Here is a 17,464-nt window from a genome sequence, read left to right as displayed (position 1 = left end):
TGTGCAAATTTTTTTGGGGTGCTACCGGATTGCACGGATTGCCAGTTCTCCGAGGGATTCCAATTCCGCGCGAGGGCTACCTCCACGGGCCGCGATACGAATGCCAGCGATGCTGGTAATGAGGAAAGAGGCAACAGCCTCTGCCGACAGCGATTTTTCGACATCGTTTTCGGTCTGGGCTTGCTTGATGCATTCCACTGCCGCTTTCCTCAAGCGATTGTCGGCAGCATGATGGAGCGCGTTAAGTTCCGGCCGGCTCTGGCCAAATTCACAAATCGAATTGACGCCGAGGCAGGCGCAATGGGCGCGCTCCACCACTCGTTCTATCATTGCCGCGATCCCGTCGACGGCCCGTCGCTGGCTGCGCAACATCGTCACGTGGGCTTCAGTTTCTTCGAATGCATAACGTTCCACTGCTAATCGGTAGAGCGCCCATTTGTCTCCAAAGGTGTCGTAGAGGCTTTGTCGTCCGATCTTCATCGCGCGCACCAGCATCTCAGTCGATGTGCCCTCGAAGCCGTGTTCGCGAAACACGTCGATTGCGGCACCCACCGCCTTGTCTTTGTCGAATTCCTTTTTTCGCGCCATCGCCGTGAAATAGGTATTCTGGAACGATCTGTCAAGAAATGACATTGTGATCTGTAGTCTATGCGGCAACGCACAGGCGATCTTGATTTCGAGGAGTCGAGCGCGTCGCGGGACAACGTCATCGATATCGCTCGACGGCGAGGCCCCTGGTAGGTGAGGGGCGGGCCTTTCTCGTTGGCGATCGGCGGAATGCCACGGCCAAGATACCTCGCCTTTGCCCCGCTTTTGGCTATGATCCTTTGGCTTGGGGGGCAAATTTTCTGAGCGAGGTCTAGGTCACCTCTTATCGCCGTCGCATCGACCAGATCTTGCGTGAAGGGCAGCCTGCCGCCTGGCAGCGCCAGTCCTCACGGACATGCGCCAGAAGATCGACCGTTATGGTCCCCTCGCGCGGCTCGGCGCCGAATTCGTTCATCAACCCGATTGCCGCAAACCAGAGAGCGTTGACTGCCGCGCGCCATCTTTGGCGTAGTGCCCGCCGGCGACGCTTCAGCCAGAGAGACTTCATACCGGTCGCGGTCGGCCAGATGTCGACCTAAAGGCTGCCGACGAGCGGACCCAGCTCCAATCAGCCGGCAACGTCTTCTGCCGACTAAAGTTCAATCCTTCACGGTCACCGACGGCGACACGGTTCGCATCAGCATGGTACGAGCGTTCGGCTTGTCGGCTTCAACACACCGGAAAAGTTCGAGCCCAGATGTTCGCGCATCGCCGATATGTCCGGTCGCTGGTGGCTGGCCAGGTGAGGTGTCGGCGCCCTGGATGCCGAGAAATTAAGCTTTCACGTCGAGTGTCATCTCGACCATCGTCGGGCGAAAGCCCGCTGCGGCAAAGAGCCGTTGAGCAGCTTCGTTTCTGTGCGCCGTGGAAAGCACGATAAGGTTTGCTCCTCGCTCTTTAAGCGCTGCAACAGCTGCCTCGAGCAGCATCCGGCCGATGCCTTGGCTGCGCTTTTCGGGCTCGACGAAAAGATCGTGAATGACGCCCGCCGGTCCTCGGAGCGCCATGTAGTCATGGCCCTCAACAGATGCATAGGCGTAACCGACGATCATTTCATCTTGCTCAGCGGCGAGGACCACGACCTCGGACTTTTCAAGCTGACTCCCAGCCATCTGGCATAAGATGCCTCTGTGCCGGTTCCCGTCGGGATGAAGCGCTCGGGGTCCCATTGATGATGAAGCGCCATCAGGTCAGCCCCGAACTTTCCGAGCACAGGCACATCTTCATCGCGGGCGGCTTTAATCGTGATGGTTGATAGCATTTTACGGCATGATCCGTCGTTGGTGTTATCCGGCCATCACCTTCGATCAGCCTGGCCGAAGAACCTTGCATCGTAGATGAACTTCGTCGTGGCTCAACGGCTCGCAGGCAAGCCAAGGCGCTCTGTCTCTGCCGCCAGGTTCTGTTCTCCGAATTAAACGGCGCGGTCGCAGGCACGCCGCGGCCGCTTGCCTTCGGGCTTTCGGGCTTTCGGGAATTGGGCGGTTTAGCCTAGAGAGTTTGCGGGGTCGCGCCCGGTCGCTCCGCAATAGCGGCAATGTTTCCAGGTTATTCTATTGCCGCTTTCCGCGGCCCGTCGCTGCTTTCGTCGAGATCGATAGCGTCGCCGAGCGGGGTAGCCGCGATTGATTTGATTTGTTGCGCGAGAGCCGAAAGCTTGCTCGCAATATCCTGCAGCTCCGACGCTGAGTTTGAGCCCGGGCGGATGCCGTTTGCGCCACGTTTGTCCACGTTCTCGTCCCTTGCGATTGAACTTGGGCGCTCAGTATATTTGTAAGATTGAACATAAGGCCACCACGTTCCGCGCGCTTTTGCCTTGGCGCACAACCGGCCGTTTGGATCTGAGTGCCGGTCCAAGCTGTGCCTCGCCTGGCGTTGTATGGTGAAACAATGCTGCTTATTGGCCACACCCATGCGTCGTTCGTTACAAAAAATGCTGCGCTTGCGAAAGAATCTGACGTGGCGGGTCGCGGTGCGGGTAGTCGTGTCTGTTAGTGCATGCTAAATCGCGTGAATGCACCGATCTGACACAAACACCGCTACGAGCGTCGCAGACCTCGTGATGCAATCTAAAACGGCCCAGTGCCAACTGGATGAGACGGTTTGCGGGTATGACATTGAGCGCTTCCGCTCATTCGAAGAGACGATTGAGCAGTTGTTTCAATCGATCGAACGACGCGTGCCGCGCGACGCAGCCGAATTCAGGACGATCGCGACATTCTATCTCGACCTTTTCGAGGACTGTGATGGCGGCTTCAATAAACGGCTTCATGATTGCTTGCGTCAGCTGGTCGATCGGCACACCACGCGTGCGCACCCGAACGGAATTGGATTTGCGACGAGTGGCCAACCGCAATGGATGGCAGAGGGTTAGACGGAGCAATGAAGGAGGACGCAGAGCGCACGTTCCTTGTTGAACTTACCGATGCGGATACGGCCGACTCCGGGATCTTCACGTGGGATATCATTCGCGACCTCGTCTATGGAGATTCTGCCCTGGCCGAACTCTTTGGTCTCGCCGCGAGCGAGACGGGCCAGGGATTGCCGCTGAAACTGTACCTCGACCGGGTCCATCCGGAGGATCGGCCAGGGTTGGCAAAGACAATTACGGAAACGATCGTGGGCGGACGAGCCCAGCAATCGTTCTATCGCGTCAGGACGCGCGGTGGCTTGTATGTCTCGGTCGTTGCTTTTGGTCGGTGTTTCCAGGATCGCGATGGAACACCGGTCCTCTATTCCGGCATCGTTGTCCTGGAAAGCGCAACATCGACCAACGACAACCGGCGGCATTAGCGCCGGAGCAGGATTTTCCCGGCGATGTTGGTGGACCTGGCCGGACCTTCGCCGGATCATTGCCGGTTGACCGGTGGACCTCGAGCTCCAATCTAAGGCTCCTGACGCTGTACAACCTGGCGCAACAACTGGTCCGCGGAATTCCTGCTCTAAGCGGAAGAAACGAGAGAGCCAAACAGTGAGACTGATCATCCGCCCGAACGACCGGTATCCGCATCTCGGATTGGACCGTCGTCCTTTGGCGATTGCGTGCGGCGAAGGTTGGCTGGGCATCCTGCACGCATTCTTCACCGAGGCCGACAAAGTGATGGCTGCAGGAGGCTCGTTTACGCTCCAACAGGTGGGGGAGAAGACGGGCGGTCTGCGCGTCCGCTTTGACACCGCAGGCGTTGCACCAGATGCTCGCCGTGCGATCGACGATGCCTGCCGGCTGGCTTTGGCGCGATCCTATCACATCTGCGAGGTTTGCGGGCGGCGCGGGCGCCCCACCAACTTCGGTGGTCTCTGGAAGGTCGTCTGCAGCGAGCACGCTGACGGCGAGTTCGGTGAGGGCCTTCATTTCGAAGGCCCTCTGAATGCTCACGATCCCTATTTCCCTGAAGCGGATCCGTTCGTAGCAGGGCGGCCGACCGTTACGGAGTACGATTCTGCTCCGCTCATTGAAGGGTGGCTTATCGAGGAGGAGAGCGAAGGCGACCCCCGGCCGTGGCTATACGGCTGGTTCTTCGGCGAGCCTCATACCAGCGACGGGGAGCATGGGCATACGTCTCCCATCGTCCAGATGGACGATATGGTGCCGCCCCGATGGGTTCGGACAGATAGCCGGCTTTACCGCCTCGGCATCTATTACCCGCCGGCCGAGCGCGAGATCCGGTACTGGGCGCAGAAGCTGTCTCGACGCCCTGTGCCCTACGGCGAGCCTCCCGGTGGCAGCGATGACATTGAGGCGATGCTGGCCTTCCTCCGTTCCAGCGGCCGCCTGCGATCAACGACGATTGACCGCCTGGAACAAACCTACCGCGAAGAGCCGGGACACGTACAAGAAGTCGGAAAAGTTCGCACGACGTAAGGCTTTGCTGATCGTGGTGCATCGGCTCCAACGCCGGAGTTCCGCTGATTTGGGGCCCCGCTTTCCTGCTCGTCGGGGTGTTGGGGTTTTCGTGCGCAGCGGGTCATTCCAAGTATGGGCGCCGGTGCGCTGACGCGCGCGGTTGCCCCATGGTACCTTGTGTAACCCTTGTCCATCAGCCGCTTCGGCGTAGCAGCCGTCGCATGCCGGGCTGAGCTTGGTGCAGCTCATCCAAGTGTGGGTGGTCCGGGAGATCGCGGAATTCTCAGCCATTATTCGGCGCTACCTGCGTTTCGGTGCGCGTTGCCGCGCTCAACCCCGATCAGGTCGTCGAAGAAGTCGAGCATCGCTACCTTGCTCTGTTGGAATTCCCGCTTGTCCATTGCCTTCACTGGCTACGTACCGGGTGACGGTCGCCTCTTTGAAATCGGCGATGGGAAAGCCGTCGATCGGCCGGATGCACGCCGCCAAGGGCGAACCCAGAAGCAATGGACGGAATGCCGTCTCAAAGCTTGGTGGAACAACGAAACCGACGTCGTTCGCTACTGGGAGATGAAGGAAGCCAACGCGGCTGAGAAGCCGCGAAGGAAGGACGAGAGCTGCTGCGTGCAGCAAAGATGGCTATGCCTAATTCATCGAAAAGGCCGCCCGTATTCGTGCACTGGCTCAGCTTGAAACAACGGCTGATCATCGCTGAGAAGCTGCGCGGTATCGGCTCGTCTCTCGCAGAATGGATCTGCCCGGAACTCACGGACGGGAGTGGCGAGTGATGCAGCAGCTTTCCATGATGCTCGACCTGATGATGTCCCGCCGGCGCCCGGCCTCGATGAACCGTTGTGGCTGAAACCAATCTCGGTAAGAGCGGATGGAACTATGGGAAAATCGGGCATCATGGCCAATGGTGTCGGTACTGGGTCGATCAGTACCGGTGACAGCGTCGCTGGGTATTGCAGCCACGGCGGACCGTTCTGGGACGAGCACGAACGCTTCAAGGCTGCGCTGACCGATGCCGTCAAGATGAAGCAGCGCTGAAAGCCATCGCCGCGTTGCGCGGAAGGGGCTGAATGACTGAGCAGCCTTGGGGTTGAGTATGGGGTGACGCACTCATGACCGACCCCGACCACCTCCGCGAAGAGATCTCGAAGCCTAGATCTTCCGCATCAAAAATCCATGAACAGCGCCGACAACGGCGTGCGAGACTATAAACTCGCAGTGATCACCCCTCTTCGTGATGGGTGCCATCGGTCACCTCGCTGCCCTTGAAGAGCGCGCGGCGGCAGCCTACCTCGGGCCGGGCGACACCAACGTTATCGGAGAATCCCGGCTTCTTTCGCAGCAGCTTCAAAGGCGGCCCTGGCGTCCGCGCCAGGAATTGTTCCCTCGGCAGCATCCAGGCACGCTTTCCGGGCCGCTGCGTAACTCGCGCTCTTCGTCTCTGGCCAGGATTTCATAAGGAATGCGACCGCCTCTCGGGCATTCCTGATGACGTGAAAATGATTATCAAACGTCACTTCAACGTTCGCATCCCAGATGTTTATCATCGCGGCCTCCGTAGGGTTGGCCTTTCCGAAACGTATATTAGGGAATTCTGTTCCAACGGAGAGATCGGACTGGGAAGCTTAGCAAGCTTAACCGCTCATCTTAGCCGGTATTTCCTCACCTGGCACAGGGGTGACGTCTGGCGCCTCTTCCGGGACGTCGTCCGGTCGGGGCTCCTCAATGGGGCGATCCGGATTGTCTGGCATGGGGTCGGGTGTCTCGCCGGGCGGGACCTCCACGGGCTTTCTCGGCTCTTTGGGGTCGTCGGTCATATCGGTCTCCCTTCTTGCAGGCCTAATGGAGCCGCATAAGTTTTGTTCCGCGAACCGGGAGGTGCGGCAGCATAAGACGAATGGATTCAGCGCAGCCTTGTGACCTTTGCCTCGGCGATCGCTTCAATGAACGCGGCGCGAGCTTGCTCCCATGGATACGTGCCCATCGCCGCGTCGGTGCATTTGTAAAGCGCGTCCGAGTACGCGACGCCAAAGTCTATGGGCCAGTTCTCGCTCAGGAGCTTAGCCGCTCGACCCGGGGTCCATACGATTTGCACCCCGTCGAGCTCCGGAAGCTGGATGATCACGCATTTGCTCCAACTCTGGATTTCCACCGGCCTCTCCTTATCTTGCGGTCGCGCCTACATTTTCGGCGGAATAATTGCGCCGGGCACACGGCTAATAGGAGGTACGTCGGGACCGACGTCGGGCTCCGGCTCCTCGATCGGGGGCTCCGGCAGATCTGGTGGAGCATCCGGCGGCAGGTCCGGCGGGAATTCGGGATCTGGAATGGTCGGGATTGGGGACTTGGGCATGGAGGCCTCCTCTTTAGTGGTGCAACCGCGACCGAGCGGTGTTTGTTCCAAGAGCTCGGGCCGGGGCGCCCCGGCGAGGTGGCGGCATGACCGAGCACGTGTCCGCGAAACAGTAACAGGCCGCCATCGCCATGCCGAAGCGTGGGAACAAGTACCAGGCGCAGCGCACCGCCTCTCGACGGCATTTGGCGTCGACGAGGTCGGCAAATGCATCGCCTCACTGATGGACGCCGGCATGATGATCCCCGCATCGATCCAGTCCGAAGATCCGACCGAGGAATATCGGATCGCTCTCACGGGCATGCTGATCCACGGTCGGCGCACCGTGTTCGTCGGCCTGAAGCGTGGGGAATACAAACTTCAGAACAGGTCCTTCCTGCCGATCTCATCAGAAATGGCGGCTATGGCCAACCTCGAATGCCGAAGCCTCCGCGAAGAGCGGATGCGCCTCGGAGATGATCAAGGCTGGCCGCCAAAACGCTGCGCTCGGTGGCCCGCGCAGCTCCCGCTACGGGCTTAAGGACCTGCGCATCACGCAGGAGAAGAGGCGAGTTCGCCGCCCAGGGCTTCGTCGTCGTCGCCGAATGCCAATCGCACGACGAGTTCGCCAACGGCTGCAAGGAGCGCCGGTGGCGTCTCGGCGCAAAGCATCTTTGGGCAATCAATCAGGTATAGGCTCCTGGCGCCGCAAAGCAGGTCCTACCGGAGGCGCATCCTCTGCTGCATAAGCATCGGCTCGGCCCAGACACCAACCGATCACGTCATCGCCGTCCGCGTCCACCAGCTGCGCACGCTCGCCTACCTGACGCCCACCGACTATGTCCGGCTTCAGAGCCTCGAACTGCGGATCCCGTCAAAGGTCATGCCCGGCCCGTCGCACTTCATATTGCTCGCGAAGGCTGTCCTCTATCTCTTCACGGACCCCCGGCGAGAGGAGGACATTGCGAAAATTCGAAGACGTTCTCGCGGCTGTCGAAGTCGCCTCGTAGGTCACCCAAGAACGCGGACCGTGTTTCGTCCATATCGCCCCAATGTCAGGTGGAAGTGCCAACTATAAGTAAATTTATAGTTTGGCAGTGGCCGTCGAGGCGAATGTATAATGTCGGTTTTTTACTCGGCTTTTTTATTGGCCATACAAGCGTTTGGATCCCCAAACGAAATCGATAACATCCCCAACTGTCACGAGTTGCTCCATCGACTCCTCGGCGATGAATATCCCAAACTCCTCTTCGATCAACATCGACAACTGGGATATTTTCACCGGGTCAGTTCCAAGATCGTCCACGATTGCAGCGGTGTCGGCAAGGTCCGCGGCTTTGACGCCGAGTATTTCGATGAAAATCATCTTGACGCGGGCGGAGATACCGGCTCGTGTGGTAGCCATACGTCGCTCCCGTTTTTGTGTTCGCGACGCCGACTTTAGCCCTTCTTTCGTTTCTCGGCTAAAGCGTTCGCCTTCTCTCGCGAGTTGCCTGCTTCTTTGATGATCTTGCGGGCCTGGTCATCGGTGAGGCCGTGCTTCCGCTTGAAGTAGTTGAGTTCGTAAGCCTGTCCGGCGGCAACTCGTCCGCGATCGCGACCAACGTTCTTCTTGTCGTCTGCCATAGGGTTCCTCCCGGGTTGTGACTGTTCACAACCGTGGAAGCCGCAGGAATGTTCCGCGACAAACTGAAATCCCATAATCTAGTGGGGGTTAGTTGTTCCGCTTTGCCACATAAGTTGTTCCCGGATCGTTCTGGTGCGTATTAATGGCCGAACCAAGCAAGTGTTCTACGTGAAAGATATCAACCACCGAGCTACCAACAGGCCGACGCGGTGGTGGCAGCTGAGGGATCCGGCAACAAATCGATGGAGGCTGGCTAGCGGCGAAAACCGAATTGGATTCGCGTTACTGTCGCTCGTCTTTATCGCCGCGTCAGTTCTACTTTTTTGGCCTTGACGACGAACCAGTGCGTAAGGCGCAGTGTCCGCTAACGCAGCCCGCTCGAATGTCGGCGTTGGCGTTACTTCTTATTGGTGTCCTTCACCTGAGATCCGAACGTCGGCGCAGCGGGTTTCGCGGCAGCCTTGTCCTTGTCCTTTTTGGGCTTTCTGGCTTCCTTGTTGCTTCGTACTTGACCCTTGGCCATTGGCGCGTCTCCTGTTGACGAAAAAGGTAGCCGCTAACGGCGGGAGATAGCAACCGAATTCGGTCATCTTGAATGCATTCCCACTCTCCAAGGTTGGATCAATACCAGTCCTGAAAAGCGCGCGATACGAGAGGTTCGCGCAGGCACTCGCCAAAGGCAAGACAGCAGATGACGCATATGCGGCTCGATCAGAGGGAACACTCGCTGGATCTTAGCGAGGACTTCACCGCCTCACGCCTTCGTCTATCACTGCTAATATTTCAGAAATCCGGCCGCCGCTGGTAACCGATTGGGCAACGTGGCGCGGCGCCTGTTAGTCTTCAGATAGTTGCTCCGCAGTCGCGACGACCTCGGAGCGCCGAACGTCCCGTCGACATACTTGAAAAAAGTATGCTCATGATCCAGGCGACGATTGCGATGACGACTATCTTCATGAGGCACTTCCGGTTCGTCACGATCTACAGCAACACCCCGGACGCCCCATTATTCCGTCGCAGAGCAATCGGGGGGTCCCTAATTGGTGGGGACCATCGCCGGCGGCTCCGGTGGTGCCGTCTCGACTCCCGGTTCGAACATTAGGATGCTCAATACCAGGGCAACGAGAATGCAGATGAGCACCAGGAAGGCGACGCCGGCTTTATCCATCCCCCACTTCAGCCCTCGAATGTGGGCATAAGGAGGCAGACAAGCGCGACGACCCAAGGACCGCGGTTTATGCGGTAGGGGCGGCAAGCAAGAGAACAATCGCGATAGCGATCAGCAGCGGCCCCATCCATCGAAAGTGCCTCGTGAGTTGAGCGAGCCATGGTACCTGAGTGTTGGTCTGAACGTAGCCAAACCCTGCTGCCGTCATCCAGAGGCCGGCGCAAAGCATGATGATCTGATCAACATAGGCCAACACTTCCAATTCCTTTGCCTACAGCCGGAGAGGTGGATGACGCGGGTAGCCAAATCGGGATACGGGGGAAATCGCAGCGGCCTTCAGTTTACCGAATGATGAACCATTCCATGGGATCGGCGCCTCGCTTGTAGCTCAGCCCCGCTTTCTCCAAGCTCTGCTTTAGGTCAACCGGACACAAACAGAGGTCCATTCGGCGCCAGTCCTCGCCGGGAGGCCATTTGGAAAACGGGTTGTGATCCTGCCACACAAGGTTTCGGCGCCGCTGAAGTCAACGAGTTCGCCAGGAGGTTGGATCATCGCCTACGGCCCGATTTGAGCACGGATCCTGGAGTCGCGGCGTCATTGATGTCCAGATTAATGCAGCCCGCGCGACCGTCGGCGTTACTTCTTATTGGTGTCCTTCACCTGAGATCCTAACGTCGGCGCAGCGGGTTTCGCGGCAGCCTTGTCCTTGTCCTTCTTGGGCTTTCTGGCTTCCTTATTGCTTCGTACCTGACCTTTGGCCATTTGCGCGTCTCCTGTTGACGAAAGAGCTAGCCGCCAACGGCGAGGGAATAGCAAGCGAATTCGGTCATCTTGAATGCCATCCCCACTCTCCGAGGTGGGATCGATGCCAGTCCCAAAAAACGCGCGCCATGAGAAGTTCGCGCAGGCACTCGCCGACAAAGGCAAGACAGCCGATGTTTTAGGGAGGACGGCGCCTGTTAGTCTTCAGATAGTTGCTCCGCAGTCGCGACCACCTCGGAAGTCCCGAACGTCCCGTCGACATACTTGAAAACAAGTATGCTCATGATCGAGGCGACAATTGCGATGACGACTATCTTCATGAGGCGCTCCCGGTTCGTTGCGATCTACAGCAACACCCCGGACGCCCCGTTGTTCCGTCGCAGACCAAGCGGAGGGCCCTAATTGGCGAGGACCATCGCCGGCAGATCTGGTTGTGCCGTCTCGACCCCCGGGTCGAACATTAGGGTCCTTAATACCAGGGCAAGGAGAATGCAGTTGAGCACGAGGAAGGCGACGCCGGCTTTGTCCACAACCAACTTCAGGCTTCGAATGTGGGCAGAAGTAGGCGGGCGAGCACGCGAAGAACGCCGGTGGTCGCTTCCAGCACTATGTTAACCGCCGCAATAGAGTTTCAGTGAGGCTGCGCGCTTGCCAATCTCAACAGATCTCGCAACGGCGGAAGGGCTTTGCGTTGGGAGCTTGCCGCCGCTTGATTGCATCATGACTTCGAGGGCTTGCTCGACTTCTGTCAGATCAACGGTCTTCTTCTGCGCAAGAAACCAATCTGATGTTTTTTGCCGTATCATGTTGCGAAATCCTGCCTCTACGGCGCCCTTGTACTTAAGTGGGGCAACCACGCGCATACGCGCCGGTTTCCCGTCGGACGTGCAACCGTAGACGAAAATGCCGTTCTTCGCGGCGATCGCGTTCTCGCTTCAAAACGAGAGGACCCCGGCTATTAGCAATGTAGCAGTCAGCGTGGGTTTCACAATTGCCCCTCGAAATTTCCCCAAGTATAACGTTCACTCAATGGCGCAACAAATGCAAGTTGTGCCCCTGGAATGCGCGACCATGCAATGACCGCCGCCTATGCGGGAGGGTGGCCGCCTTCTTTCGCGGTCTATTGGCCGTCCGATTCCCTCAACGAGGTACGGCGTCTATGCGGTCGGTTTTGGCTGCGCTAGGCGGTGTTTCATAACCAGTGAAGATCGTCGGCGCGGGTCTGAAGGCCCAAACCATAAGGATGCCCACGGAAGCGATGAGTAGCGAGAAAACGAGACGACTTGACACGGTGCTTTCCTCCTAGTTGGAGCGCTGTGAATGCTGATGCATTCGTCGCCATTGTCAGCTCGTCATTTCTGGCAAAGAGACGCGCAAGCGCCGTTTGAGCCTCGCGGTCCGTGCGGTTAGGGAGGGGTCGGTTGTGTCCGGTCGCCGCATGGCAACCCCAGAACAATAGCACAGTTATCGCCGTGTGGTCGCAATTAGATAAGCGCCGAAGTCTTCGTCAAATTACCAACTGCACGATATGAGCAAAGGGCGTCATTGCCCACTTGCCGCTGTTATCCTTCGCAGTTTTGTAGATGATGAAGTCGCGCCCAATAGTAAAGGGTCCGTGCATCGTAATCTCATTGCCGGTTGAGAGTATTGCCCGAAATTCGTTTGTGTGGCGCTGCTCAATTTGGCCCCTGATCAAATCGGATAGGTCCTGGTCCAAAATACTGGACTGCGTGTCTATCATTGGATTCCCCCGAATTGTTGCCGCCTAGATTTTGATGGCGCCACAAATCACGACCGTAGGCAAGGGGCAGCCGTCAATGTCTCCGAGCGGTGGAGCGGCCGGCACGAGTTCGCAAAGAGTGAGCACCGGCAACGATGAGATAACCAGCGTTCGAGCACCAGTCGGTCTGGTCGTGTGGGCATGGCAGGAGCGACTGGCGGCGAACCAGGACGGGCAGTTGAGAAAACACGCTCAACAATCTCAGTTACGATATCCGGCTTGTGCGGGAGATCCTCCAGTGCCTGGAAGAGAACGGTCGTGGTTCAAAGATCCGCTCGCCCAAAGCGTGAGGAAAAGAGCGTCAAATGGCGCGCTCGCCTGTTGTGGACTGTTGCTCAAACTTGCAAGCATTGCTCGGGCCCGATGCCTGCAAATGCAATCGTTGATAGCGAGCATATACACACTTATCCCGGTTTTTAGGCAGGTCGCTGAAGCGGCGGCCTCGATGCGCGCCGTGGAGGCAGGCCGACCAGGCCACCGACGCCCCCGGCAATTGCGGCAATCAGACCGACAAGTTCGGTGACAAAGGATTGCCTCGAAGGGCGCCTGACGGGGCCATAAGTTTCGAGGTCATCGACGGGTCCGGAGGGGCTCTGGACCGCTTGATTGTCAGCCGTGTCCGATCACATTGAGTGCATGACCGAGCCACCACTACTCGGTGTGCAGCAATAGATGGCTTAGCGCTTGCGGAAGAACTGTCCGGACCCTCCACGTTGGAATATAACTCGAATGTAGTACGCAGGACGCCCGTTTGGGTGAATTGCCTTGCATTTCTCAGATTGGCAAACTGCGCCTGCATTTACACAAACCGCTACCGATTTCGACGCTATCCACCTGCGTTCGCGGTTTATATTGGCGTGTAGATGCTTGATATAACATATATAATTATGCGCGCATGAGCCTCCGCTCGGTGTCCCAGCGGAGGCTCACCCTCTCAGGCGCGCCGTAGGTAAGCTCGGATTTGAAAACAAGAAACGGCGTCGCGGGCGAGGGGTTCTAATTGGGACTCATCGGTTTAGGGATCCGACTAAGAGAAATGGCCCCGATGGCGTGGTGGGGGGGAAGCCTTGGGTCGTCGCCGAACTCGACGCTGTCGCGGCGATGGCCCCCGGCGTGAGCTTCTGGGCTATTAGACGGATCGTGTCCGTGATCAGTTGCGATCTGGGCAAACAAAAAGGCCTCGTCGTTCGGGCGCGACGAGGCCAGTTGGCTTCATAATCATGAAGCACGGGCGCGCTTTCAATCCCCGGAGGGCGGGGAGCGATATGCGCGTTATCTAATATAGGGCGCAGACGTTCCAGTGCGAGGGCTCCGGCGAGAAGAAATCGCCCGGCAATACAGCGCTGATGATTGGCGTCAATGTGAGCGCTAGTGCCGCGTCGTCTCGGCCGATCGACCAGAGGTAGGCGACGATCTCCAGCCTAAGAGGATCTCGGTCCCGGTATTTCTCCGTTATCCGACGTACCTCTTCGGTTGCAGAATCCTTCACCTCGCCGATCACGTACATCTCATGTCCAATGGCCGTGATATCGCACCCAGCCGCGATCAACTCATTCACGATCCCGCAAAGGTCCTAATCCGTTGTCAGACCCAAGATCCGCCGCCTTTACTGGTTGAGTAGTAAACTGCATGCAACGATCTCAGATGATGGCCCCAAAAGTGCAACCAACGGGGCCAAGAGATTCAGTGTCCAATGAGCCCTCGCAGGGGAAGTGGATAGCTTGGGCTCGTTGTCGAAACCGCAATCCAGGGGGCTTGTTCCGCGCCACCATGTCGAATCCTACAAATTGCGCACTGGGGAAGCCTGATCTGATACAGGCATGGTCACGAAACTCACAATAGGTGGCGCTGGGTTTTCAGAAAAGAGGCCGGGGCGCACCTTCATAGGTGCCCCACATGCACGTGCGGGCTGCGCAGAACAGAAAGAATTGGCCCCCTGGAGCTATCGGGGGCCAATTCCTCTCTCCGCAGGGCAATGGGAAAACCTGGGAGCAGACTACAAACTGCTGTCTTTGGAAACGGTTCCGTCGTGACGAGACATCTAGGACGAACTCTTCAGGTGTCTGCCGACACCGTTTGGGTGCCCATCACGTTTAAAGGACTTGGAACTTAATTGATCTACGATCCGCTGCGTGAGCACGGAGTCTTCCCGCTTGACGGGCAAGGTACGCAAAGTTGTCCATCGTCTTGTCGCTTTTGCGCTTCTTAGGCTTTTCGAAGCCGATCAGTGTTGACGGTCTTTGGATCCGGGCTTTCTGTGGGGGAAATCAGGGTGAGCGTACAAAGTGCGTTGGCAAAGCCCATGATCTTAACCGAAACAAACGCGCAATTGCATCATTCGACCGAATTTGGGTGAGCTATCTGTTTGGGGCCGTTGGACAATACGTCCCCGAACTGAGGAGATGCCAACTCGAGCCAGGGTTTTTCCTGTCCTTACCGACTGAACCTATTGCAGCGACGATTGTTCATAAGGCGGCACATGCCCGGTTTATCAACGTCGGCATTCCTTACAAAAAGCTTGCATCCGACAAGCGTTCCCCCACCCACGTCGAACCAGGGTTTACTGCGACACCGCCCGCGAGCGCACTTGGAAAACAGGCGAGATCGCTAGTGTCGCCATTCGGCAAGCAAAATGGCCCCGTCATTCTCGACGGGGCCTAGAGCGCGCGTGCTATACCAACCGTGCTACACAAAAGGGGTCTCCATTCTTAAAAATTTCGATGAAGGCCCGCCTTGATCCGTTGGGCAGTGGATCATCAGCAATGCAAACAACGGCCGCGGATGCGGAATGTTCCTCTGCGCTGACCGATTGCGAATGAGATCGCTTGGTACGCCAATCGAATCGAATCAATTGTGGCGTTTAACTGTCTGTCGATAGTAAAGTGAACCTATCCACGAGTATTGCGTTAGGGCGAAGCGGTGCGTTGAGGAGGCGGTGCTGTGAACACGAAGCTCCATATCGACGGGTCATTTCAGGCCATGCGTCAGGCGATTGACGATGCGCGCCAGGCGTTCGCGAGCGGAGGCGCCGATCATCATCGCGACGCCCTACAATACCTCGGTCGCGTGGTAATGAACTCATTGGCCGAGATCATTGAAACTGACGGCGGCACAGATGGTTACCTCTACGACGCCGACGGCATCGCGCAGGATATCGAGGATTGCTACCAAAAGCTGGTAGAGGAGGAAGAGGCCGCGGAACCGGACAACGAAGCGCGGCAACCTACTCATGGAACTATGAACCTTCGACAGCAGGGAGTGGGGCGATGATCACTGGCTCGGATCTGCTGCAGATTTCCGTTGCACGCATAAACATGGAGCGCTCCGAACTCGAAGAGGCCGGCGTGATCGATAAGGGTATCGACGGCGACAAAGCATGGTCGAACTTCGGACGCGACATTGATACTTTCATTGTCAAGCTGCCGCAAAGTCGACTCGCTGCGTTAGCCGCGATAATCCAGAGACGAGCAAATCGTCAACGTTAAATGGCTAGAACCCTTAGAAAGAAACCAACCTCCACGCCGCTGCCCGAACCTATGCCGCGGCGCGTCGAGCCATGCGTCGCTACCCTCGTCGATCAGCCGCCGAAAGGTCCGGAGTGGACCTTTGAGGTGAAGTGGGACGGGTATCGGCTGGCGATCCATGTCGAGCCAGGCGAGGTGAGGGCGATCACTCGCGGCGGATATGACTGGGCTAAGAAGTTCGGGTCCGTCGTCGCCGATGCGCGCGAGCTCGGCCATGCGACCATGATCATAGACGGCGAGGCGGTTGTGCTCGACGACCGGGGCCGCTCGGACTTCGGGTTGCTGCAGCGCGCGGTCGGGAGAAGGCCGAGCCTGCGCGATGCCGGAGAGATCATCTTCTTTGCCTTCGATCTCCTCTATCTAGACGGCCAGGACCTTCGGATGATGCCCTTGGGTGAGCGCCGGCAACTGCTCGAGCCGATCGTCGCCGGTAGGGCTGGCACCATACGTTTCTCCGAGGAAGTCCAGGCTGACGGCGCCGATTTCTTCCGTGCAGCTTGCGAACTCGGCCTTGAGGGGATCATCGCGAAGCGGCGGGACGCGCCCTATCGATCCGGGCGCCGGCCGGAATGGCTCAAGGTTAAATGTTCTTGGCGCGATTGGTTCGTGATCGTCGGATATGAGCCTTCGACGATGCCAGGCGCGATCGGCCGCCTGCTTCTGGCGGCGAGGAAGGGGGACGAGCTCGTCTACGTCGGCGGGTGCGGGACGGGATGGAGCAACAACGAGTCGGTGCAGCTTCGCGAACTGCTCGACGCGATCCCGGCTAAGCGGCCACGGTCGCACTCAAGCGCAGGGGCGCGATCTTCTCCGAACCGCTGCTAGTCGCCGAGGTCGAGTATCGGGCGTGGACGCAGGACGCGAAGCTGCGCCATCCCTCATTTAGGAGGGTCGGCGAGCGAGCGGAGAAGGTCGAAGTTTACCATCTCGATTAAACGTCTGATCTTTTGGTCGCCGTGCTTGGTGAGGCAGTCAGTGCTCGTGCCCATGCCGACAAGTCGGGCAACAAATCTCCGACGGTTGTACCTCCACTGGCCGCCATCCCATAGTCGATCGGGTCGCAGAATTCCTTTAAGCGCGCTTCGAGGTCCAACTCATTACGCGTGCCGGTCATGTACAGTTCCAGCGCATATCGGGCCAAGCGCTCAGCCTCCTCGCTCTCGCGGCTTATTGCTCGCGCAATTGCGACCTTATCAAAGACCGATGAGACGACCGTAAAATCTTGAGGAAGAATGTATCCAGATCGGCGTGGAGAAAGCATAGCGCAATCACTCCCTTAGGGCGAAAGCGCATATGATCTCCCAGCCGCCGGAGCCCTTCTTAAAGTCCAGCGATAGTCTCATAATGCGCCGTTGGAGGTTCGGAAATTGCGGCGCGCAGCATCCACTCTTTAGCATTGATGCGGATGCAAACTCGCGTCGCGGAATCCCGGAATAGTTCCCGAAGTCGGTGTGTCGACACCGCGCAAACGCTCTACGCTGGGCCGGATAGCCCCACGCTCCTAGGGACCTCGACACGTCATGATTGCTCGCTCATAGCTGCGTGCCGTATCGGCCATTCATGTTCGAGAAAATCCGGCGCGTCGTAAAACGATGCGAAAATGCGGTTTGTTCCTGGCTTCAGGCGAACCGATAGCGGAACCGTCGAAGGTATCTCAAGAAGCGCTAAATATCCTCCTTCGGCAAGCTAACGGGCTGAATGCGGGTTTCAGAAAGTACGGGACAAGGATTTCAGTAAGTCGCGGACACCGATTTCAGTAAGTACGGGACAGCGATTTCACTAAGTCGCGGACAGGCATAGGCGGCGGATTTAGATCGATTTTCGTA

General features: G+C 57.9%; 23 protein-coding genes and 1 pseudogene. 8 read left to right on the top strand and 16 right to left on the bottom strand.

Annotation, left to right across the window (positions count from 1 at the left end; translation table 11 throughout):
* Window positions 1-21: 21 nt before the first annotated feature.
* The 3 genes from IB262_RS29635 to IB262_RS29625 all read right to left on the bottom strand — a co-directional run bounded on the left by IB262_RS29635 (window position 22) and on the right by IB262_RS29625 (window position 2,319).
* Window positions 22-588 (bottom strand): TetR/AcrR family transcriptional regulator, encoded by a 567-nt coding sequence (locus IB262_RS29635; RefSeq protein WP_110819491.1) that lies wholly within the window; start codon window positions 586-588, stop codon window positions 22-24.
* A 773-nt stretch (window positions 589-1,361) separates the two neighbouring features.
* On the bottom strand, window positions 1,362-1,640 hold the full coding sequence (locus IB262_RS36095) for a GNAT family N-acetyltransferase (RefSeq protein ID WP_246802214.1): 279 nt from the start codon (window positions 1,638-1,640) through the stop codon (window positions 1,362-1,364).
* Between the two features lie 496 nt (window positions 1,641-2,136).
* Window positions 2,137-2,319: a hypothetical protein gene (locus IB262_RS29625; protein ID WP_162727309.1), complete on the bottom strand. Its 183-nt coding sequence runs from the start codon at window positions 2,317-2,319 to the stop codon at window positions 2,137-2,139.
* A gap of 331 nt (window positions 2,320-2,650) precedes the next feature.
* Here IB262_RS29625 and IB262_RS29620 point away from each other — a divergent pair, with 331 nt between their 5' ends.
* From IB262_RS29620 to IB262_RS29600, 4 genes are all read left to right on the top strand, one after another.
* Window positions 2,651-2,962, top strand: coding sequence for a hypothetical protein (locus tag IB262_RS29620; protein ID WP_110819422.1), 312 nt, complete (start codon window positions 2,651-2,653; stop codon window positions 2,960-2,962).
* An 8-nt stretch (window positions 2,963-2,970) separates the two neighbouring features.
* On the top strand, window positions 2,971-3,381 hold the full coding sequence (locus IB262_RS29615) for a PAS domain-containing protein (protein ID WP_192494069.1): 411 nt from the start codon (window positions 2,971-2,973) through the stop codon (window positions 3,379-3,381).
* A 178-nt stretch (window positions 3,382-3,559) separates the two neighbouring features.
* Window positions 3,560-4,450, top strand: a complete 891-nt coding sequence (locus IB262_RS29610) for a hypothetical protein (RefSeq protein WP_192494068.1) — start codon at window positions 3,560-3,562, stop codon at window positions 4,448-4,450.
* Window positions 4,451-5,323: 873 nt separating this feature from the next.
* Window positions 5,324-5,482: a hypothetical protein gene (locus IB262_RS29600; protein ID WP_162727310.1), complete on the top strand. Its 159-nt coding sequence runs from the start codon at window positions 5,324-5,326 to the stop codon at window positions 5,480-5,482.
* A gap of 275 nt (window positions 5,483-5,757) precedes the next feature.
* Here the strand turns inward: IB262_RS29600 and IB262_RS29595 are convergent, their stop codons facing one another.
* The 4 genes from IB262_RS29595 to IB262_RS29580 all read right to left on the bottom strand — a co-directional run bounded on the left by IB262_RS29595 (window position 5,758) and on the right by IB262_RS29580 (window position 6,797).
* Window positions 5,758-5,991: a DUF982 domain-containing protein gene (locus IB262_RS29595; protein ID WP_110819419.1), complete on the bottom strand. Its 234-nt coding sequence runs from the start codon at window positions 5,989-5,991 to the stop codon at window positions 5,758-5,760.
* 87 nt (window positions 5,992-6,078) lie between these two features.
* A complete protein-coding gene (locus tag IB262_RS29590; RefSeq protein ID WP_112977342.1) occupies window positions 6,079-6,261 on the bottom strand; it encodes a hypothetical protein in 183 nt (60 codons plus the stop codon).
* An 86-nt stretch (window positions 6,262-6,347) separates the two neighbouring features.
* Entirely contained in the window at window positions 6,348-6,596 is a 249-nt protein-coding gene (locus tag IB262_RS29585; protein WP_034800356.1) for a DUF982 domain-containing protein, read from the bottom strand.
* 27 nt (window positions 6,597-6,623) lie between these two features.
* A complete protein-coding gene (locus IB262_RS29580) occupies window positions 6,624-6,797 on the bottom strand; it encodes a hypothetical protein (RefSeq protein WP_192494067.1) in 174 nt (57 codons plus the stop codon).
* 235 nt (window positions 6,798-7,032) lie between these two features.
* Here IB262_RS29580 and IB262_RS29575 point away from each other — a divergent pair, with 235 nt between their 5' ends.
* Window positions 7,033-7,317, top strand: a complete 285-nt coding sequence (locus tag IB262_RS29575) for a hypothetical protein (RefSeq protein WP_162728932.1) — start codon at window positions 7,033-7,035, stop codon at window positions 7,315-7,317.
* Between the two features lie 603 nt (window positions 7,318-7,920).
* On the opposite strand, the gene IB262_RS29570 is transcribed toward IB262_RS29575, so the two are convergent.
* The 9 genes from IB262_RS29570 to IB262_RS29550 all read right to left on the bottom strand — a co-directional run bounded on the left by IB262_RS29570 (window position 7,921) and on the right by IB262_RS29550 (window position 13,672).
* Window positions 7,921-8,181, bottom strand: coding sequence for an acyl carrier protein (locus IB262_RS29570; protein WP_112977344.1), 261 nt, complete (start codon window positions 8,179-8,181; stop codon window positions 7,921-7,923).
* A gap of 35 nt (window positions 8,182-8,216) precedes the next feature.
* The gene (locus tag IB262_RS29565; RefSeq protein WP_060606866.1) at window positions 8,217-8,402 is read right to left on the bottom strand and encodes a DUF3606 domain-containing protein; all 186 of its coding nucleotides are present in this window, start codon (window positions 8,400-8,402) and stop codon (window positions 8,217-8,219) included.
* A gap of 398 nt (window positions 8,403-8,800) precedes the next feature.
* A complete protein-coding gene (locus IB262_RS36525; RefSeq protein WP_255381443.1) occupies window positions 8,801-8,926 on the bottom strand; it encodes a hypothetical protein in 126 nt (41 codons plus the stop codon).
* Window positions 8,927-9,638: 712 nt separating this feature from the next.
* The gene (locus IB262_RS36090; protein ID WP_090300846.1) at window positions 9,639-9,824 is read right to left on the bottom strand and encodes a hypothetical protein; all 186 of its coding nucleotides are present in this window, start codon (window positions 9,822-9,824) and stop codon (window positions 9,639-9,641) included.
* A 384-nt stretch (window positions 9,825-10,208) separates the two neighbouring features.
* Window positions 10,209-10,334, bottom strand: coding sequence for a hypothetical protein (locus tag IB262_RS36520; protein ID WP_256386711.1), 126 nt, complete (start codon window positions 10,332-10,334; stop codon window positions 10,209-10,211).
* A 197-nt stretch (window positions 10,335-10,531) separates the two neighbouring features.
* The gene (locus IB262_RS36515; RefSeq protein WP_256386710.1) at window positions 10,532-10,654 is read right to left on the bottom strand and encodes a hypothetical protein; all 123 of its coding nucleotides are present in this window, start codon (window positions 10,652-10,654) and stop codon (window positions 10,532-10,534) included.
* 291 nt (window positions 10,655-10,945) lie between these two features.
* A complete protein-coding gene (locus tag IB262_RS29560; protein WP_112977345.1) occupies window positions 10,946-11,197 on the bottom strand; it encodes a hypothetical protein in 252 nt (83 codons plus the stop codon).
* 644 nt (window positions 11,198-11,841) lie between these two features.
* Window positions 11,842-12,075 carry a hypothetical protein gene (locus IB262_RS36755; protein ID WP_034800367.1) on the bottom strand — a complete coding sequence of 78 codons (234 nt, stop codon included), beginning with the start codon at window positions 12,073-12,075 and terminating at the stop codon, window positions 11,842-11,844.
* Window positions 12,076-13,390: 1,315 nt separating this feature from the next.
* Window positions 13,391-13,672 (bottom strand): hypothetical protein, encoded by a 282-nt coding sequence (locus tag IB262_RS29550; protein ID WP_112977347.1) that lies wholly within the window; start codon window positions 13,670-13,672, stop codon window positions 13,391-13,393.
* Window positions 13,673-15,054: 1,382 nt separating this feature from the next.
* Between IB262_RS29550 and IB262_RS29545 the strand changes: the two genes are divergently transcribed.
* From IB262_RS29545 to ligD, 3 genes and pseudogenes are all read left to right on the top strand, one after another.
* On the top strand, window positions 15,055-15,384 hold the full coding sequence (locus IB262_RS29545; protein WP_034800371.1) for a hypothetical protein: 330 nt from the start codon (window positions 15,055-15,057) through the stop codon (window positions 15,382-15,384).
* Window positions 15,381-15,599: a hypothetical protein gene (locus tag IB262_RS29540; RefSeq protein ID WP_110819417.1), complete on the top strand. Its 219-nt coding sequence runs from the start codon at window positions 15,381-15,383 to the stop codon at window positions 15,597-15,599. Before IB262_RS29545 ends, IB262_RS29540 begins: the two co-directional genes overlap by 4 nt.
* Window positions 15,600-16,856: pseudogene (gene ligD, locus IB262_RS29535) on the top strand (non-homologous end-joining DNA ligase).
* Window positions 16,857-17,464: the final 608 nt, after the last annotated feature.

The sequence above is a fragment of the Ensifer sp. ENS02 genome, from assembly GCF_014851885.1.
Taxonomy (GTDB): Bacteria; Pseudomonadota; Alphaproteobacteria; order Rhizobiales; family Rhizobiaceae; genus Ensifer; species Ensifer adhaerens.
This window is presented reverse-complemented; position numbering and strand designations above follow the sequence as displayed.

What these genes read in the sequence shown, in the direction of transcription:
- IB262_RS29635 (WP_110819491.1), bottom strand. Translation starts at nt 588, where the DNA reads ATGGCGCGAAAAAAGGAATTCGACAAAGACAAGGCGGTGGGTGCCGCA.
- IB262_RS36095 (WP_246802214.1), bottom strand. Translation starts at nt 1,640, where the DNA reads ATGATCGTCGGTTACGCCTATGCATCTGTTGAGGGCCATGACTACATG.
- IB262_RS29620 (WP_110819422.1), top strand. Translation starts at nt 2,651, where the DNA reads ATGCAATCTAAAACGGCCCAGTGCCAACTGGATGAGACGGTTTGCGGG.
- IB262_RS29615 (WP_192494069.1), top strand. Translation starts at nt 2,971, where the DNA reads ATGAAGGAGGACGCAGAGCGCACGTTCCTTGTTGAACTTACCGATGCG.
- IB262_RS29600 (WP_162727310.1), top strand. Translation starts at nt 5,324, where the DNA reads ATGGGAAAATCGGGCATCATGGCCAATGGTGTCGGTACTGGGTCGATC.
- IB262_RS29595 (WP_110819419.1), bottom strand. Translation starts at nt 5,991, where the DNA reads ATGATAAACATCTGGGATGCGAACGTTGAAGTGACGTTTGATAATCAT.
- IB262_RS29590 (WP_112977342.1), bottom strand. Translation starts at nt 6,261, where the DNA reads ATGACCGACGACCCCAAAGAGCCGAGAAAGCCCGTGGAGGTCCCGCCC.
- IB262_RS29580 (WP_192494067.1), bottom strand. Translation starts at nt 6,797, where the DNA reads ATGCCCAAGTCCCCAATCCCGACCATTCCAGATCCCGAATTCCCGCCG.
- IB262_RS29575 (WP_162728932.1), top strand. Translation starts at nt 7,033, where the DNA reads ATGATGATCCCCGCATCGATCCAGTCCGAAGATCCGACCGAGGAATAT.
- IB262_RS29570 (WP_112977344.1), bottom strand. Translation starts at nt 8,181, where the DNA reads ATGGCTACCACACGAGCCGGTATCTCCGCCCGCGTCAAGATGATTTTC.
- IB262_RS29565 (WP_060606866.1), bottom strand. Translation starts at nt 8,402, where the DNA reads ATGGCAGACGACAAGAAGAACGTTGGTCGCGATCGCGGACGAGTTGCC.
- IB262_RS36525 (WP_255381443.1), bottom strand. Translation starts at nt 8,926, where the DNA reads ATGGCCAAGGGTCAAGTACGAAGCAACAAGGAAGCCAGAAAGCCCAAA.
- IB262_RS36520 (WP_256386711.1), bottom strand. Translation starts at nt 10,334, where the DNA reads ATGGCCAAAGGTCAGGTACGAAGCAATAAGGAAGCCAGAAAGCCCAAG.
- IB262_RS36515 (WP_256386710.1), bottom strand. Translation starts at nt 10,654, where the DNA reads ATGAAGATAGTCGTCATCGCAATTGTCGCCTCGATCATGAGCATACTT.
- IB262_RS29560 (WP_112977345.1), bottom strand. Translation starts at nt 11,197, where the DNA reads ATGCGCGTGGTTGCCCCACTTAAGTACAAGGGCGCCGTAGAGGCAGGA.
- IB262_RS36755 (WP_034800367.1), bottom strand. Translation starts at nt 12,075, where the DNA reads ATGATAGACACGCAGTCCAGTATTTTGGACCAGGACCTATCCGATTTG.
- IB262_RS29540 (WP_110819417.1), top strand. Translation starts at nt 15,381, where the DNA reads ATGATCACTGGCTCGGATCTGCTGCAGATTTCCGTTGCACGCATAAAC.